A 16,872-nucleotide genomic window follows, 5' to 3' on the forward strand; every position below is an offset into this window, starting at 1 on the left:
CATCACTTGGCGTGAGTGGGGCAGGGTGTCACTATCAGGACATCGTCTTTATAACGCCACAGGGTGAGGCTCTCGTCGCTCAGGCGCAGCCCTGATGAACCATCACTTGGCGTGAGTGGGGCAGGGTGTCGCTATCAGGGCATCGTCTTCATAACGCCACAGGGTGAGACTGTTGCCCCAGACGCAGCCGGTATCCAGCGCCTTGATATCCTGCTTGCCGGTGTTGCCCATCAGGGCCGCCCAGTGGCCGAACACCAGTATGGGGTCATCCACGTGGTGTTCACGCTGCTCGAACCAGGGGCGCAGGCCGGGTGTGGACTCCGTGGGACCCTTCTTGCACTTGAACTCGAGCCGGCCATCGAAATAGCAGAAGCGCATGCGGGTGAAGGTGTTGATGATGTAGCGGTAACGCTCGATACCGGACAGATCCTCACTCCAGCCATCGGGCAGATCGCCATACATGTTGTGCAGCAGCCAGCTGTACTGATCGCCGCGCAGCAGACTCTCCACTTCGCGGGCACAGTTGCGCGCCGTGCGGGCGTCCCAGGCGGGGGAGATGCCGGCATGCACCATCATGATGGGCAGGTCAGGGTGCTCCGCCAGCAGGGGGCGATGACGCAGCCACTCCAGCAGTTCGTCCCGATCCGGGGCCTCCATCAGGGCCTGCAGCTTGTCTTTCTTCTTGAGCGGCGCGACACCATCGGCCACCGCCAGCAGGTGCAGGTCGTGGTTGCCGAGCACTGTGACGGCGCGGCTTCCCAGTGACTTGACGAAGCGCAGTGTGTTGAGGGAGTCCGGGCCGCGGGCGACCAGATCACCACAGAGCCAGAGCACATCGTTGCCGGGATCGAACTCGGCCAGATCCAGCAGACGGCGCAAGTCGTCATAACAGCCCTGGATATCGCCAACAAAACAGTTCGCCATGAAACCTCAGTTAATAATGTGGGGGACGGCCAGCGTAAAAGGCGCTATGGGCGCCTCGAACTGCTGTCCCGACGCATCTTGCAGGGTGTAGCTCCCTTCCATCACCCCCAGCGGGGTGGCGAGTGGCACGCCGCTCTGATAGCGAAAGGTCTCCCCTTCCGCAATCAGGGGCTGCTCCCCGACGACGCCGGGGCCCTCGACTTCCAGCATCTTGCCATTGGCATCCGTGATGAGCCAGCGCCGGTGCAGCAGCTGCGCCGGGCCGGGCCCCAGATTCTCAATTTCGATCAGATAGTGGAACTGGTAAGGGTCTTGGGTATCCGCCACATAACTGGGGTATGGGCGGATCACTATGTGCGGGTGTGTCACGGGATCAGGCCTGTTGCTGATCCGCCAGCCAGTTGGCGATCATGACGAACTGCTCGAGGGAGAGATTCTCCGGGCGCAGGTTGCCATCGATGCCAAGCTCGGTCAGCTGGGCGTCCGTGATGAAGTTGGCGAAGCTGTTGCGGATGGTCTTGCGGCGCTGGCCAAAGCCTTCGGTACAGACGCGGCTCAGGCAGCGGATATCTTTGGCGACGATTGTCGGGTTCTTGTGCGGCACCAGACGGACCACGGCAGAATCCACTTTCGGTGCCGGTTTGAAGGCGCCGGGGCCCACTTCCAGTACCGGGATCACCTGGCAGTAGTACTGCACCATGACGCTCAGGCGGCCATAGGCCTTGCTGCCCGGACCGGCGGACATCCGCAGGACCACTTCCTTTTGCAGCATGAAGTGCATGTCTTCTACCCGGTCGGCGAAATCGCACAGGTGGAAGATGAGCGGGGTGGAGATGTTGTAGGGCAGGTTGCCGAAGATGCGCAGCGGCCCCTTGCCTTCCCCCATCAGGGTGCCGAAGTCGAAGCGCATGGCGTCGGCCTCGATCACGGTCAGCTTGTCCTTGAGGGTCGGATGCTCACGCAGGCGCGCGGCCAGATCCCGGTCAAGCTCGACCACCGTCATCTTGTCCATCTGGGAGGCGACCGGTTCGGTCAGCGCGGCCAGACCAGGACCTATCTCCACCAGGTTCTGACCCGGCTGCGGATTGATGGCGGCCACTATCTGATCGATCACATAGCGGTCGTGCAAGAAGTTCTGACCGAAACGCTTACGGGCCGTGTGGCCCATGTGCACCTTGTTGCTCTGCACCTTACTGCTCATATCTTTTTTTCTCTACCATCTTGATGGCGTGGTTAATCGCGGTGATCAGACTGCCCGGATCCGCCAGGCCCTTGCCTGCCAGATCCAGCGCAGTGCCGTGATCCACCGAAGTGCGGATGAAAGGAAGTCCAAGGGTGATATTGACCGAACTGCCGAAGCCCTTGTATTTGAGCACGGGCAGTCCCTGGTCGTGGTACATGGCGAGTACCGCATCCGCATCCTTGAGGTATTTGTCCTGGAACAGGGTATCGGCCGGCAGCGGGCCGACCAGATCTATCCCCTCCTGGCGCAAGCCGGCCAGGGCGGGTTCGATCACGTCAATCTCTTCACGGCCGAGATGGCCCCCTTCCCCGGCATGGGGATTGAGACCGCAGACGTAAATTCGGGGCTTGGCGATGCCAAACTTGGTTTTGAGATCCGCATCCAGGATGCGGATCACCTTGCCGAGACGATCTTCGGTGATCGCCATCGCCACGTAGGCCAGCGGGATGTGAGTGGTCGCCAGCGCCACCCGCAAGCCTTCCGTCGCCAGCAGCATCACCACATCGGCGGTGCCTGACTGCTGGGCGAAGAACTCGGTGTGGCCGCTGAACGAGACACCCGCCTGGTTGATGATCCCCTTGTGCACCGGGCCGGTCACCACGGCGGCGAACTCGCCGCTGAGGTTGCCGTCGCAGGCGCGCTGCAGGGTGGCCAGCACGTAGGCACCGTTGCCCTCGTCGAGCATGCCCGGTACCACGGGGGCGCCCAGGGTGACCGGACAGAGGGTGAGAGTGCCCGCCCGCTGCGGCTGGGCAGGGGTCTTGGCATCATAGGGTTCCAGCTCGATGGGCAGCCCCAGCAGGGCGGCCCGTTCGAGCATCAGGGCAGGATCGGCGATCACCACCAGCTGGTGGGGCCAATCCTGCTGGGCTATCTGCAGCACCAGATCCGGGCCTATCCCGGCCGGTTCACCCGGCGTGACGGCGAGACGACGACAGCTCATCAGCTGCCGGCGCCTTCGATCTGGATGTAGGCCTCGTCACGCAGCTCGTCCAGCCAGGCCTGGGACTCTTCGGTGAAGCGACGGTTGAAGATCAGCTGATAGGCGCGCTGTTCCTGGGCCTTGTTGGTGGCATCCTGGCTGCGACGCTCTTCCAGCTGGACAATGTGCCAGCCGTGGGTCGTGCGGAAGGGGGCGCTCAGCTCACCCGGCTTGAGGCGGTTGACCATGTCGCGGAATTCCGGCACGTAGACGTTGGGATCAGACCAGCCCAGCTCACCGCCCTGCACCGCAGAGCCCGGATCTTCGGAATACTTCTCCGCCAGACTGGCGAAGCTGGCCTTGCCGCTCTTGATGTCGTGCAGTATGCCATCCAGCATGCCCTTGGCCTTCTCTTCGCTCAGGATGATGGAGGGCTTGATCAGGATGTGGCGGGCGCGCACTTCGGTCTGCACGACCTGCTGCTGACCCTTGGCATCGAACACCTTGATGATGTGCAGACCGGCGCCTGAGCGCAGCGGACCCACTATGTCACCCTTCTTGGCGCCCTGTACCGCTTCGGCCATCAGGGTCGGCATCTCTTGCGGGCTCATCCAGCCCCAGTCGCCCCCTTCCAGCGCCTTGGGACCGTTGCTCTCGGCAATGGCCAGCTTGCGGAAGTCGGCCCCCTGCTTGAGGGCGGCCAGGATGCGTTCAATCTTGCTCTTGGCGGCGTTGAGCTGCTCGGCGCTCGGGTTGTCCGGCAGGGCAATCTGGATATGGCCGACATGGTACTGCTGTTGCTGCTGGCCCTGCTTGGCGAGTATGTCCACCACCTGCTTGACCTCCTGCTCCGAGATGTTGATGCGGCGGCGCACCTGGTTGCGGCGCACCTCGTTCATCAGTATCTCGCGGCGCACCTCTTCCCGGTACTGGGCATAGGTCAGCCCTTCGCGGGCCAGCTGGGCACGCAGCTGCTCCACCGTCATCTTGTTGTCGGCGGCTATGCTCTGAATGGCTTGCTCCAGCTGGGTGTCGCTGATCTTGAGGCCCTGACGATCCGCCAGTTGCAGCTGCAGGCTCTCCTGGATCAGGCGATCCAGCGCCTGCTTGCGCAGGGTGGCATCGTCAGGCAGGGACTGACCGCTCTCCTGGGCCGAGCTCTTGACTTTCTGTACCAGGGCTTCCTGCTGGCTGGCCAGCACCACGTCCTTGTTGACCACGGCAAGCACCTTGTCCATCAGCTCGGGGGCGGCGAAGGCCCCCTGGCTCATGGCTCCGAACAGGCCTGCAGTCAGCAGGGAAATCAACGTCTTCTTCATATCCATCTCTCAAGGCGTTTGCCAGACCGGTTACTGGTCTCGCAGGTTAAACGGACGAATGTAAGGCAGTGCTTCGGTATCCAGGGAGGTGCCCTTGGAGCCGGTACCCACGCTACCCAATCCTTTCATTTCAAACTGAATGCCCAGGCTGCGCTCCGAGGTCGGACGCATGGTCACGTTATCCGGGGTATTGACCCACTCCAGGTTGAAGTTGATGCTCCAGCAACAGGAGTCATATTTCAGACCCACCTTGCGATCCACCTTCACCCCCTGATCGAGGTCATGATAGTAGCCACCGTAGAGGTGCCACTGGTCATTGAGCGGCGTGGTCAACAGCATACCGACCTGGTTGAGGTCAGCGACCTGGTTGGTGTTGGACAGGTCGTAGTTGGCATCGCGCACGAAGCGGTAGTTCAGCTGACTGATCAGTTTCTCGCGGCGATACTCGACGGCGCTGTTGGCCGAGCTGATCTCGCTCTGATCCATATCATATTGTGCACCGGCATGGGCAAACCACTGTTCATTGATCTTGGCGTCCCCCTCAAACGACAGCGGGGAGCGGGTGTTGGTGGCCAAGGATTCGCTGGGGTAGAGTTTGACCCTGGGCGCAACAAAATCGAAAGCTTGGGCAACGGCCAGCCGAATTCGTTCATCGCCAGCGGCATCATAGACCCGGGTGGTGACACCGAGCGAGACGCGATTCGAGTCGCTGATGCGGTCCAGACCTGCATAACGGCGATCGCTGAACAGGCTGTAGTAGTCCTGGCGCATGTTGGTGGAGTCATAGACGCCTATGTTGTCCTGATCCTTGTAGGGCACATAGAGGTACTGGAACTCGGGCTCCAGGGTCTGGTTGGCATCGTCACCAAACCAGTTCTGGTTGCGCTCGAAGGTCATGCCGCCCTTGAGGCGGAAGGAGGGCAGGGTCCGGGTGATGATCCCTTCGTCCAGCGTAACCCCGTTACCGTTTTCAGGAGTAAAGCGGCTGACAAAGGTCTGGCTCATGTTGTCCGGCACTTCCTGATCGTAACGGGTGTACATCAGCTTGTACTGGCTGTCGAGGTAGTAGCCCGCCTCGTCGATCAGCGGCATGGTCAGGGTCGGGGCCGTGTAGACCCGGGTACCCGTGTAGGCGCTGCCCTTGTTCTGCTCTATGGCCTGGGCATTGTTGTAACCGAACTTGGTGATCTCGGTGTTCCAGGCCAGATCGTACCAGTTGCCTTGCTGGTAGTAGTTGTGGTTGATGCGCGGCATCAGCTCATGGGGCTGCTGGGCACTGGCCAGCAGGATCTGGTAGGTCCGCACCTCGGTATTGATGTTCCAGTTGGGCTGGAAGTAGCCGGCCATCAGGGACTGCTGCAACTGGTTCTCGACCTGGGTGCCCACCTTGGGGGAGAAGTCGTTGTAGTAGTTGTAATCCCGATCCCGCACCTTGGTGTAGTCGACCGAGACCCGCATGGCGTTGTCGGCAAACATCGAGGTGTGGCGGGCGTTGAGCAGGTAGCGATGACCGTCATCCAGGCCGGTGAAGCTGGGATCGGTCGGGTCATACTGCTTGTCATCCGCCAGATTCTCGAAATAGAGGCTGCCGACGTGGGCCGGATCCGGCATGTAGCGGAACTGCACCTGCTCCATCAGGCCCCGTTTGTCCATGAAGCGGGAGGTGATGGTGGCGTCGTAGTTGGGCGCTATGTTCCAGTAAAACGGCTGGGTGATGTCCATGCCGTTGCGGGAACTCTGGGTATAACCCGGGTAGAGCAGACCCGTCTTGCGCTCATCCTTGATGGGGAAGTTGATATAGGGAAAGTAGAAGACCGGATAGTCATAGAGCCAGAGGCTGGCGTTCCAGGCTTCCCCGAACACCTCTGTCTGGTCTATGTCTATGCTGCCCGCTTTGAGGGTCCATACTTCCTGGCCCGGTGGGCAGGTGGTGTACTGAGCCCCTTCCAGGGTGATGTTCTGGTTGTTGTTGGTCATGGTGACCCGGTCGGCGGAGCCGCGCACCGGCGAACCATGCACCTGATACTTGCCTTCTTCCAGCTCGGAGTTCTTGGTATCCAGGTTGGATTTAAGGGTCTTGTCACTGGTGACGGTGATCTGGCCATCGTTGTAATAGATGTTGCCGATGGCGATGACATCCCGGCTCTTCTGGTCGAGCTCGGCATAATCTGAGTCAAATTTGCGCACACCCTGGCGAACCTTGACGTCGCCCTGATAGACGGCGGTGCCGCCCTGCTTGGCCTCGAGCCGATCCGCATCCACTTCGACGGGTTGGGCGTTGGCATCCTTGTCCGGAGCCAGCCGCTCTATCTTGGGAACATAGTCATAGCAGAGCCCGTCCAGGATCCCGGTGGCGGGCGGCGGCGTCAGCGGTGCCGCCTGCACCATGGCAGGGGTCAGGGCTGGAACAAGGCTGATGGTCAGGGCGATGGGATAAGCGTACCCCAGTGTCCATTTTGTCATGTGAAAGACTCGCGCAATCCGTGGTAGCTACGGCTGATTCAAGACATGCATTTTACGACAGGATTCATCGAGTTGACATTGCATGTCATTGCTTTATGTTAGCCGGCAATGATAAAGCATTATTGCGGCCAGGGCTAACAGCCAAGTGCTGCTTTCCAATTTGGTCCCCGACTTATGTACGATCGCGATTCCCTGCTATTGCAATGGGCGCGCCGGATCTCCGGTGATGCCAACCTTCAGTTGACCCTGATTTCCGGTGACGCCAGTTTTCGCCGCTACCACCGTGGCGCCGGCCTGGTGTGGGTGGACGCCAATCCGAAAACTGAAAAAAATCATGAGTTTGCTCGTAATGCAGCCGCCCTGCATGCCATGGGGTTGCTGGCGCCCGAGGTCAGGGCTGTGGATTATGAGCAGGGCCTGCTGGCGGTGACGGATCTGGGGGATACCCAGCTTATCGGCTGTCTGGACGCGCACAACGTACAGGCCTGGTATGGCAAGGCCATAGCGCTGCTGCCCCGGCTGGGGGCTGTGGATCTGGTGCTGGAACCCTTCGACGCAGCCTTCATGGCCCGTGAAAACAGCATATTCCCCGAGTGGTTGCTGGGTCATCACCTGCAATTGCAGCTCAGCGAGGCCGAGCAACGGCTGCTGGATGACACCTTCGCCTGCCTCACCGCCAACAACCTGGCCCAGCCGCAGGGGGTGATGCACCGGGATTTTCACAGCCGCAACCTGATGGTGTGTGGTGGCGACAGGCCCGAGACCAGCACCCTGGCCATCATCGATTTTCAGGACATGGTCATCGGGCCTCTTAGCTATGACCTGGTCTCCCTGCTCAAGGATTGCTACGTGCGCTGGCCGGATGCGGTGATCGAGCAGGGCATGCGGCAGGGCTTCGATACCCTGCAGCAGGCGGGACTGCTTGGCGAACTCGACTATGCCAGTTTCCGTCGTCATGCCGACCTGACCGGCATGCAGCGTCACCTGAAGGCGGCGGGCATCTTCACCCGCCTCTACCATCGCGACGGCAAATCCGGTTACCTCAAGGACATTCCCCGCACCCTGGGCTATGTGGTGGACGCGTGCCACCAGCATGGCGCCACCTATCCCGTGCTGGCCCGTTTCGGCCTGTGGTTGGCGCAGGTGGTGCTGCCCGGGATCAACCGCACCGTGCAGGTGACACCATGAAGGCGATGATCCTGGCCGCCGGCCGTGGCGAGCGCATGCGCCCGCTCACCGACAGCCTGCCCAAGCCGCTGCTGGCGGTGGGGGGCAAGCCGCTCATAGTGCACCATATCGAGAAGCTCGCGGCGGCCGGGGTGACCACACTTGTCATCAACCATGCCTGGCTCGGCCACAAGCTGGTGGAAGCGCTCGGTGACGGCAGTGCGTTTGGGGTGCAAATTCAGTGGTCGGCAGAGGCGAGTGCGCTGGAAACCGCCGGTGGCATAGTGCAGGCGTTGCCCCTGCTCGGTCCGGCGCCTTTTCTGGTGATCAACGGCGATACCTGGCTCGACCTGGACTATCGAACCCTGGTGACCCAGCCACTGGGGGAGGATCTGGCCCATCTCTGGCTGGTGCCCAATCCACCCCAGCATCCAGGCGGGGATTTCTCTCTTAACGCGGGTCGGGTACAGGATGCGCCGGCCTTCACCTTCAGTGGTGTCGGGCTCTATGATTCCGCCGCCTTTGCCGACTTGTCGCCGGGTGCGCGCAAGCTGGCCCCCCTGCTGCGCGACTGGATGGCGCAAGGCCGGGTCGGTGGCAGCCTGCTGGCCGGCGAATGGCGGGACATAGGCACTGTCTCGCGGCTGCGCGAGCTGGATGACCAGCTGCTGGGGCACTCTCATTAACATCACGAGGTCTTGAACCATGCGTATTTGGGGTAAGGTGCTTGGCGCCTTCTTCGGTTTTCTGCTCGGCAACATCTTTGGTGCCCTGCTTGGCCTCTGGATCGGCCATCGTTTCGATCGGGGCATGGGTATTCGGGGGGCGTTCCAGCGTGGCCCCAGTCAGCAACAGCAGGCGGTTTTCTTCCACGCCACCTTCGCCGTCATGGGCCATATCGCCAAGGCGAGCGGTCAGGTCACAGAGCAGGAGATCCGGGTCGCGTCCAACCTGATGGATCGGATGCGGCTGGTGGGCGATCAGCGGGCCCGCGCCCAGGAGTCGTTCCGGCTGGGCAAGGAGGCCGGGTTCCCGCTGCAGGAAACCCTGGCCGAATTCCGCCGTGCCAGCCTGGGGCAGCGCGACATTTTGCGCTTCTTTCTGGAGGTGCAGCTGCAGGCCGCCTTTGCCGATGGCAAGGTCGAGGCCAACGAACGCGCCATATTGCACACCATCGCCGATGAGCTGGGTTTCAGCCGCATCGAGCTGGCCCGCATCCTGGCCATGGCCGAGGCGCAGATGAACTTCTTCAACCGGGCTCACGGCGGTCAGTATCAGGACGGTGGGCACGGCGGGCAACAGTACCGGCAGGAGGCGCCCTCCAAGGATCGCCTCAAGGATGCCTACCAGCTGCTCGGAGTGAGCGAGAGCGACAGCGATCAGGACATCAAGCGCGCCTACCGCAAGGAGATGAGCAAGCATCACCCGGACAAGCTGGCCGCCAAGGGGCTGCCGCCCGAGATGATGGAGATGGCGAAGGAGAAGACCCAGGAGATACAGCAGGCCTGGGAGTGGATCCGCGAGGCGCGCGGCATCCGTTGAGTGCCGCTATCTGCCAGCCATAAAAAATGCCCGTCGATGACGGGCATTTTTGTGTGCGAAAGTCAGGCTTAGTGGCTGTCGACCCAGACGAACTTGAGCACGAACAGCAGGGCGACCACCAGTACGCAGGGGTTGATCTCGCGCCAGCGGCCTGTGCCCGCCTTCATCACGCAGTAGGAGATGAAGCCCACGGCGATCCCCTCTGTGATGGAGAAGCTGAACGGCATCATGACGGCGGTCATGAAGGCCGGCACCGCTTCGGTCAGGTCTTCCCACTTCACCCGGGTCAGTTCGGAGCACATCAGCACGCCCACATAGATAAGGGCTCCTGCAGCAGCGTAAGCCGGCACCATGGCGGCAACGGGGGAGAAGAAGATGGCCAGCAGGAACAGCACGCCGACCACTATGGCGGTCAGGCCGGTACGGCCGCCGACGGCGACGCCTGAGCTGCTCTCGATAAAGGCGGTGACCGAGGAGGTGCCCATGAAGGCGCCGCCCACCGAGCTCACGCTGTCCACCAGCAGTGCCTGCTTCATGCGCGGGAAGTGGCCCTTGTCATCGGCCAGCTTGGCGCGGTTGGTGACGCCGATCAGGGTACCGGAAGAGTCAAACAGGTTGACCAGCATGAAGGAGAAGATGATCCCCGCCAGGCTGATGTCCAGCGACCCCATCAGATCCAGCTGGCCGAATACCGGGCTGATGCTCGGCGGCATGGAGACGAAGCCCTTGAAGGTGACGTCGCCAAACAGCCAGCCCAGGGTGGTGGTCACCACTATGGCGATCAGCACGGCGGAGTGAACGCCGCGGGCGGAGAAGATGCAGATCAGGAAGAAACCGAGCAGACCCAGCAGGCAGGGCAGGGAGGTGAGGTTGCCCACCGTCACCATAGTAGCGGGGCTGGCCACTACTATGCCGGCGTTGTGCAGGCCGAGCAGGGCGATCAACAGGCCAATACCGGCCGTGATGCCGACCCGCAGGGTGAGCGGTATGTTGGCGATGAGCCAGTAGCGCACCCGCAGCAGGGTCAGGATCAGCAGACCCAGGGCGCCCCAGAAGATGGTGCCCATGCCGACCTGCCAGGAGTACCCCATGCCCGCTACCACCACGAAGGCGAAGAAGGCGTTCAGCCCCATGGCGGGGGCCAGGGCGATGGGCAGATTGGCCAGCAGGCCCATCAGGATGCTGCCGATACCGGCGATCAGGCAGGTGGTGACGAACACCGCCTGGGTGTCCATGCCCGCATTGGAGAGGATCTGCGGGTTGACGAACACTATGTAGACCATGGTCAAGAAGGTGGTGATGCCGGCGATGACCTCGGTGCGGGCCGTGGTGCCATGGCCTTGCAGGGCAAACAGACGCTCAAGCAATCCTTGCCCGGCGGCCTGTGTGGGGGCCTGGTGTGGTTGATTCATGTTGGATTCCAATAGGTGACGTGAAATAAGCAGCAGGGGAAAGGGCCATCCCATCCATGCGGGAGTGGTTGCCCTGTTTCTGGTGGTTAAGTGACCAGACTCGTCCTGATACCGTGACAGCGCGCACATTTTCACACAGGCGGCGCCGTTTACAAACCCCGGATCTGCGAAGCGGATCAATGAATAGAGCAAAAATTCAAACGTTTGCTATTTGAGCATGAAAAAAGGTTCTCGCTGGAGAACCTTTTTTCGGGAAGAGGGGAGTTAAAGTGTCTTGAAGTAACGCTCCACCAGCTGGGCCAGCACAGAGTCGAGTCTATCCTGCACCTCTCCCAGCTCCCGACCGACACGGCGCAGAAACAGGCTGGCCTGTTCCTCGGTCAGCTTGCGTCCCTCGATGAAGAACTCCTGCTCCGGCAACTGCTTGTCGTAGCGCGGGATCAGCACCCAGCTCACCAGGTCAGGATCGATGACAGAGAAAATCTTGGCGGCGGCGACACAGAAGGTCTCGATATGCTCCTTGCCATCCGGCCCCAGGCAGCCGGGCTCGACCCGGATCTGGATGGTGAGTTTCTTCTCTGTGGGGGTCTGGGTCGTCATCTTGCTACATCCATGCAAAGGCATCCGTCTTGGATTGTATGCCAAAAGGCAATAGAAAGGGGAGCCTGAGCTCCCCTTGTGACGCCGTCACCCTTATTTGGTGATGCGCTTGTACTTGGCGCGGTGAGGCTGGACTGCCTCGGCGCCGTAGGTCTTCTTCTTCCACTCTTCGTATTCGGTGAAGTTGCCTTCGAAGAAGGCAATATTGCCCTCGTCCTGATAATCCAGGATGTGAGTGGCGATGCGGTCGAGGAACCAGCGATCGTGGGAGATGACCATGGCACAACCCGGGAACTCCAGCAGGGCGTTCTCGAGGGCGCGCAGGGTTTCGATGTCCAGATCGTTGGTCGGTTCATCCAGCAGCAGCACGTTGCCGCCGGTCTGCAGCAGCTTGGCCAGGTGCAGACGGCCGCGTTCACCACCGGACAGCTCGCCGACGCGTTTTTGCTGATCGGCGCCCTTGAAGTTGAAACGGCCGATATAGGCGCGGCTCGGGAACTCATAGGTGCCGATGCGCAGTATGTCCTGACCGTCGGCGACCTCTTCGAACACCGTCTTCTTGTCGTTCATGCTGTCGCGGAACTGATCCACCGAGGCCAGCACCACGGTATCGCCCAGGGTGATGGTGCCGGAGTCCGGCTGCTCCTGGCCCGACATCATGCGGAACAGGGTGGATTTACCCGCGCCGTTCGGACCTATGATGCCGACGATGGCCCCCTTCGGAATGGAGAAGGAGAGATCGTCGATCAGCTGGCGGTCACCATAGGACTTGCAGAGGTTTGCCACCTCGACCACCTTGTCACCGAGACGGGGTCCGGGCGGAATGAACAGCTCGTTGGTCTCGTTGCGTTTCTGGTAGTCGTTGGTGTTGAGCTCCTCGAAGCGAGCCATACGGGCCTTGGACTTGGCCTGACGGCCTTTCGGGTTCTGACGCACCCACTCCAGTTCCTTCTCGATGGACTTGCGACGGGCCGCTTCCGAGCTGGCTTCCTGAGCCAGACGGGCGTCCTTCTGCTCCAGCCAGGAGGAGTAGTTGCCTTCCCAGGGGATACCCTCGCCGCGGTCCAGCTCCAGGATCCAGCCCGCCACGTTGTCGAGGAAGTAACGGTCGTGGGTGATGGCGACGACTGTGCCCTCGTAGTCGTGCAGGAAGCGCTCCAGCCAGGCCACGGATTCCGCATCCAGGTGGTTGGTCGGTTCGTCCAGCAGCAGCATGTCCGGCTTTTCCAGCAGCAGGCGGCAAAGGGCTACCCGGCGGCGCTCACCACCTGAGAGGTGCTTGATCTGGGCATCCCAGGCCGGCAGGCGCAGGGCGTCGGCCGCGCGCTCCAGCTGGTTCTCCATGTTGTGACCACCCTGGGCGGCGATGATGGCTTCCAGCTCGCCCTGTTCGCGGGCCAGCTTGTCAAAATCTGCATCCGGGTCGGCATAGGCCGCATAGACCTCATCCAGGCGAGCCATGGCGCGTTTCACCTCGCCGACCGCCTCTTCCACCGCCTCGCGGACTGTCTGCTCCGGATCCAGCTTGGGCTCCTGGGGCAGGTAGCCGATCTTGATGCCGGGTTGCGGACGGGCTTCCCCTTCGATCTCGGTATCTATGCCGGCCATGATGCGCAGCAGGGTGGACTTACCGGCACCGTTCAGACCCAGTACGCCTATCTTGGCGCCCGGGAAGAAGCTCAAGGAGATGTTCTTGAGGATATGACGCTTGGGCGGCACTACCTTGCCGACCCGGTTCATGGTGTAAATAAATTGAGCCATTGGCTAATTCTCTTCCTTTTCAGCAGGTTAATGTCTTGGCACTAACGGACTGATGTCGTGGTGGGGCCAGGTCGGCACGCCGCCAACCCGGTTCCAAAAAACCCGTCGATTGTAAACCAATGGACAGGGGTGGGCAAAGGTGGCGCCCGGTTGGCGCCCCCCTTTGCCGAGGCTGTCACGTCTTGCTGCATCAGCCGCGCAATCTTGGCATCATGTGGGCTTCTTTTTGTCCCGGAGTTGTCATGACCGCATCCCCCCAGACACCTTCACTGGCTGCCTTTCTCTGCACAATGGGATTGGACGCCGCGCTGAGCGGAGCCATCAGCCTGCGTTTGCCACGGCAGACGCTGCGCGCCGGTCAGGCACTGTTGGCGCAAGGGGCCGAACAGGAAGCTGCCTTCTATATCGAAGCGGGCATCACTCGCGCCTGCCACTACACCTGGGACGGGCAGGAGCGCTGCAAGGAGTTCTACTTCGAAGGGGAGATCTGCCTGCTCTATGACAGCTGGCTCACGGGATCGCTCGCCCGCTACCAGCTGGAGGCGCTGACGGAGTTGCAGGTAGTTCGGGTGCCGCTCGCCCTGCTGGATGAGCCCGCCTGGCAGTCGGTCTGCATGGCCCTGTTGCGCCAGCAGCTCGGTTACAAGGAGCGCAAGGAGGCGTTTTTGCTGCTCCACTCCCCCGAGGAGCGTTATCGGGAGCTCTGCCACACCTTCCCCCACTGGCCTGCACGACTGACCCAAGTGCAGCTCGCCAACTACATCGGTATCAGCCCGGTCACCCTGTCACGGATCCGCAGGCGCATTAACACGGGTTAATGCCGCTCTCCGGCCATCCCCTCATGCTGCGTCCTCCAAACGAGGGATAAGGGGTGGATGATGTCGCTGTTTCTGTGGTCGCAACTGGTGGTGAGCCTGGCTTTGCTGCTCGATCTGCTGTCGTTTCAGTTGCGGGATCGCCGCAGGATCCTGGCCTGTCTGGCTCTCTCCTGCGCCCTCAATGCCGGCCATTTCGCGCTGCTGGGGCAGGGGTCGGCCGCCAGCCTCTTGCTGCTGGCCAGCGTGCGTTTTCTGGTCAGCATGCTGGCAACGAGCCGCGTCCTGATGTGGTTATTTATGGGATTGGCCTGCGCCGCCGTGCTGGCGACCTATCAGGGACCGCTGGCGCTGCTCGGCCTGTTGGGCAGTCTGCTGCAAACCCGGGCCGCCTTCTGCCAGGATGATCGCCTGCTGCGGCGCTGGATGCTGCTCGGCACCCTCTGCTGGCTGACCAACAACCTGCTGGTGGGCTCACCGGTGGCGGCACTGATGGAGGGGCTGTTTCTGGTCAGCAATCTGGTGGGTTACTACCGCCACCATGGGCGCAAGGCGTGGCCTGCTGACTGAGGTCGGTCTGCCGAGGGAAGTACGGACACGGCCGCCGGATGGGAGCGGCAAGGAAGGGAGGCCGCCATTGTGGCGGCCTCTTTGGCGTATCAGATTTGGCGTATCAGACTTTGTTGAAGCCGTTGATGAGCGCCTTTGCGTAATCGATGACGAACTGCTGGCAGTGGATAGCCGTTTGGGGATCGAACTCCTCGCCGTGGAGATCCGTGTTGGAGAGCACCCGGATCCCGACAAAGGGCACCTTGTAGGCCTCGGCCACCAGAGCGGCGGAGGAGGTCTCCATCTCTTCTGCTGCGGTGTTGTAGGTCTGGTGCAGCCAGTTGATGCGGGCCACCTGCCGGTTCCACTCGTCGGCGGTGCCTATGATGCCAGGGACCACGCGACCGTGCTGATAGCGCTCGGCCATGCCGAGGGCGCGGCCGACCAGCTCGGGGTCACCGGCAAACGAGCTGTGCTCCACCAGCTTGCCCTTGTCCCGCAGGCGCATGGTCACATCGAAGTTGTGCCATTTGCTCGGGTCGACCCCCTGCTCGGCCGGGGCAAGGTCGCTGCGATAGGCGCCCATGTTGAAGCTCCTGGTGCCTATGACGATATCGCCCCGGTGCAGCGCCGGATCATGGCCGCCCGCCGTGCCCTGGTTGATGATGAGGCGCGGCTGAAAGCACTCCATGGCGAGGGTGGTGGCGGCAGCGGCATTGGCCAGACCCACCTCGGTGCGGGAGATGACCACAGGATAGCCAGAGATAGTGCCCTGCCAGTATGTCCAGGCCCCCACGGTCAGCTCCTTCTTGTCTTTCAGGGCGGCCACCAGGGTTTCTACTTCGACGTCCATGGCCCCCTGGATCAGGATGGGGGCGGGGGCCGGGCTGGCCGCCGTGACGGCAGAGGAGAAGAGGGCAAACAGTGTGAGCAGACGCGAGCAGCGTTTGATGAAGTTCATGGGTTACCTGTTGGTCTTGCGAGGAAGCGCAGGATCCTACCGAAAGGCAAACGGTTGCGCAAACGCGGATGTGAATGTTGTCAATAAATGCCGCCGCTGGCGGCATATCTCAGGGTTGCTTGTGACCCGCGAAGTAGAGGACCCGCCGCACATATTGCTGGGTCTCCTGATAAGGGGGTATGCCCCCGTATTGCTCCACCGATTTCTCGCCGGCGTTGTAGGCCGCCGACATCAGGGTCCAGTTGCCGTCGAAGTGGGTATGCAGCCACTTGAGGTAGGCCACCCCGCCCTTGATGTTCTGCTCGGGGTCGAAGGGGCGGGTGACGCCGAAGCGCTGCTGGGTCTCGGGTATGAGCTGCATCAGCCCCTGGGCGTTCTTGGGGGAGACGGCGCTGCTGTTGAGATTGGATTCGGCGATGGCGATGGCCAGCACCAGCCGCTCATCGATGCGGTGACGCTTGGCGGCACTGCGCAGCATGATGACCAGCTTCTGCTTGGCCGGGGACTGGCGGGCCAGATAGGCATCCAGGTTGAAGGGGGTACTGGGGATCTCGGCGAAGTAGCCGCCACCCCCGCCGACCCCGGCGCCACACTGATCCCCCATGACGGCATTGCCGATGCGGGCGTTGTAGTAGCGAGTGGCCTGCTGGTTGCCAAGACGCATCGCCATGGCAAGGTAGGCGTTGGCCATCCTGGGGTTGCGCACCGAGCCCGGGCCTGTGGCGAGCAGACGGCCGATGCGGAAGTAACCTTCCGGATTGCCCGTCGTGGCGGCGTCGCAGTAGAAGTGGATGGCCTGGGTCAGGTTGCCCTGACTCTGTGCCACCTGGCCTTTTTTCAGTGCACTGAGCGCCTTGGGCGCCTGTCTGAAATCCCTGCTTTGCGCCGCTGCCTGCACGGTACCGGCCAGCAACAGCGATAAAAAAAGCAGCAAAAACAGCCTGTTTTCGCTGAGGCTCGACATGGATTCTCTCCTGTTGGGGTACAGAAGATATAGGGGAACATGGCCCGTTCCGCCATTAATCCAGTGGATCCTGTTGTTATGGATCCACTCTTCCAGAGATCAAAACGGTATGGAACCAGTGTGAAATGCAGGCACAGCAGGAGCTGTGACCGTGCCATCCAGGCGTTATGGGTAGAAAAAGAGAGTTGCAGACACGACTCTAGTGGCTAGCATCGGCTCCATCGGCTCCA

The 16,872-nt window shown here is 61.6% G+C and carries 16 protein-coding genes; 5 read left to right on the forward strand and 11 right to left on the reverse strand.

The annotated features are described in order from the left end of the window. Positions 1–102: 102 nt before the first annotated feature. Genes BN1118_RS03870 through lptD form a run of 6 tightly spaced genes read right to left on the reverse strand, consistent with a single transcriptional unit; the run spans position 103 to position 6,871 of the window. Positions 103–924: a symmetrical bis(5'-nucleosyl)-tetraphosphatase gene (locus BN1118_RS03870; protein WP_043554645.1), complete on the reverse strand. Its 822-nt coding sequence runs from the start codon at positions 922–924 to the stop codon at positions 103–105. A gap of 6 nt (positions 925–930) precedes the next feature. Then, the gene (gene apaG / locus BN1118_RS03875) at positions 931–1,293 is read right to left on the reverse strand and encodes a Co2+/Mg2+ efflux protein ApaG (RefSeq protein WP_043554646.1); all 363 of its coding nucleotides are present in this window, start codon (positions 1,291–1,293) and stop codon (positions 931–933) included. 4 nt (positions 1,294–1,297) lie between these two features. After that, entirely contained in the window at positions 1,298–2,125 is an 828-nt protein-coding gene (gene rsmA, locus BN1118_RS03880) for a 16S rRNA (adenine(1518)-N(6)/adenine(1519)-N(6))-dimethyltransferase RsmA (protein ID WP_011899041.1), read from the reverse strand. Continuing rightward, positions 2,115–3,110 (reverse strand): 4-hydroxythreonine-4-phosphate dehydrogenase PdxA, encoded by a 996-nt coding sequence (gene pdxA / locus BN1118_RS03885; protein WP_043554647.1) that lies wholly within the window; start codon positions 3,108–3,110, stop codon positions 2,115–2,117. Before pdxA ends, rsmA begins: the two co-directional genes overlap by 11 nt. Next, positions 3,110–4,408 (reverse strand): peptidylprolyl isomerase SurA, encoded by a 1,299-nt coding sequence (gene surA / locus BN1118_RS03890; protein WP_043135140.1) that lies wholly within the window; start codon positions 4,406–4,408, stop codon positions 3,110–3,112. The genes pdxA and surA overlap by 1 nt, the downstream gene beginning before the upstream one ends. A 30-nt stretch (positions 4,409–4,438) precedes the next feature. Beyond that, positions 4,439–6,871 carry an LPS assembly protein LptD gene (gene lptD / locus BN1118_RS03895; protein WP_043554648.1) on the reverse strand — a complete coding sequence of 811 codons (2,433 nt, stop codon included), beginning with the start codon at positions 6,869–6,871 and terminating at the stop codon, positions 4,439–4,441. Positions 6,872–7,045: 174 nt separating this feature from the next. Here lptD and BN1118_RS03900 point away from each other — a divergent pair, with 174 nt between their 5' ends. The 3 genes from BN1118_RS03900 to djlA are packed head-to-tail and all read left to right on the forward strand — an operon-like array spanning position 7,046 to position 9,580. Then, entirely contained in the window at positions 7,046–8,059 is a 1,014-nt protein-coding gene (locus tag BN1118_RS03900) for an aminoglycoside phosphotransferase family protein (protein WP_043554649.1), read from the forward strand. Further along, a complete protein-coding gene (gene murU / locus BN1118_RS03905; protein ID WP_043554650.1) occupies positions 8,056–8,724 on the forward strand; it encodes an N-acetylmuramate alpha-1-phosphate uridylyltransferase MurU in 669 nt (222 codons plus the stop codon). Before BN1118_RS03900 ends, murU begins: the two co-directional genes overlap by 4 nt. A gap of 19 nt (positions 8,725–8,743) precedes the next feature. Then, positions 8,744–9,580: a co-chaperone DjlA gene (gene djlA / locus BN1118_RS03910; RefSeq protein ID WP_043135133.1), complete on the forward strand. Its 837-nt coding sequence runs from the start codon at positions 8,744–8,746 to the stop codon at positions 9,578–9,580. A 68-nt stretch (positions 9,581–9,648) separates the two neighbouring features. On the opposite strand, the gene BN1118_RS03915 is transcribed toward djlA, so the two are convergent. The 3 genes from BN1118_RS03915 to ettA all read right to left on the reverse strand — a co-directional run bounded on the left by BN1118_RS03915 (position 9,649) and on the right by ettA (position 13,353). Next, positions 9,649–10,992: an NCS2 family permease gene (locus BN1118_RS03915; RefSeq protein WP_043554651.1), complete on the reverse strand. Its 1,344-nt coding sequence runs from the start codon at positions 10,990–10,992 to the stop codon at positions 9,649–9,651. A gap of 264 nt (positions 10,993–11,256) precedes the next feature. Then, on the reverse strand, positions 11,257–11,592 hold the full coding sequence (locus BN1118_RS03920; protein ID WP_043135129.1) for a hypothetical protein: 336 nt from the start codon (positions 11,590–11,592) through the stop codon (positions 11,257–11,259). Positions 11,593–11,685: 93 nt separating this feature from the next. Then, the gene (gene ettA / locus BN1118_RS03925) at positions 11,686–13,353 is read right to left on the reverse strand and encodes an energy-dependent translational throttle protein EttA (RefSeq protein ID WP_043554652.1); all 1,668 of its coding nucleotides are present in this window, start codon (positions 13,351–13,353) and stop codon (positions 11,686–11,688) included. A 242-nt stretch (positions 13,354–13,595) separates the two neighbouring features. Here ettA and BN1118_RS03930 point away from each other — a divergent pair, with 242 nt between their 5' ends. Both BN1118_RS03930 and BN1118_RS03935 read left to right on the forward strand, forming a co-directional pair. Continuing rightward, positions 13,596–14,171 carry a Crp/Fnr family transcriptional regulator gene (locus BN1118_RS03930; RefSeq protein WP_043554653.1) on the forward strand — a complete coding sequence of 192 codons (576 nt, stop codon included), beginning with the start codon at positions 13,596–13,598 and terminating at the stop codon, positions 14,169–14,171. Positions 14,172–14,228: 57 nt separating this feature from the next. Further along, positions 14,229–14,738 carry a YgjV family protein gene (locus BN1118_RS03935; RefSeq protein ID WP_043554654.1) on the forward strand — a complete coding sequence of 170 codons (510 nt, stop codon included), beginning with the start codon at positions 14,229–14,231 and terminating at the stop codon, positions 14,736–14,738. A gap of 103 nt (positions 14,739–14,841) precedes the next feature. Here the strand turns inward: BN1118_RS03935 and BN1118_RS03940 are convergent, their stop codons facing one another. Next, positions 14,842–15,678: a phosphorylase family protein gene (locus tag BN1118_RS03940; protein ID WP_043554655.1), complete on the reverse strand. Its 837-nt coding sequence runs from the start codon at positions 15,676–15,678 to the stop codon at positions 14,842–14,844. A gap of 109 nt (positions 15,679–15,787) precedes the next feature. Next, positions 15,788–16,642 (reverse strand): lytic transglycosylase domain-containing protein, encoded by an 855-nt coding sequence (locus BN1118_RS03945; protein WP_043554656.1) that lies wholly within the window; start codon positions 16,640–16,642, stop codon positions 15,788–15,790. Positions 16,643–16,872: the final 230 nt, after the last annotated feature.

It is taken from the genome of Aeromonas bestiarum, assembly GCF_000819745.1.
Lineage (GTDB): Bacteria > Pseudomonadota > Gammaproteobacteria > Enterobacterales > Aeromonadaceae > Aeromonas > Aeromonas bestiarum.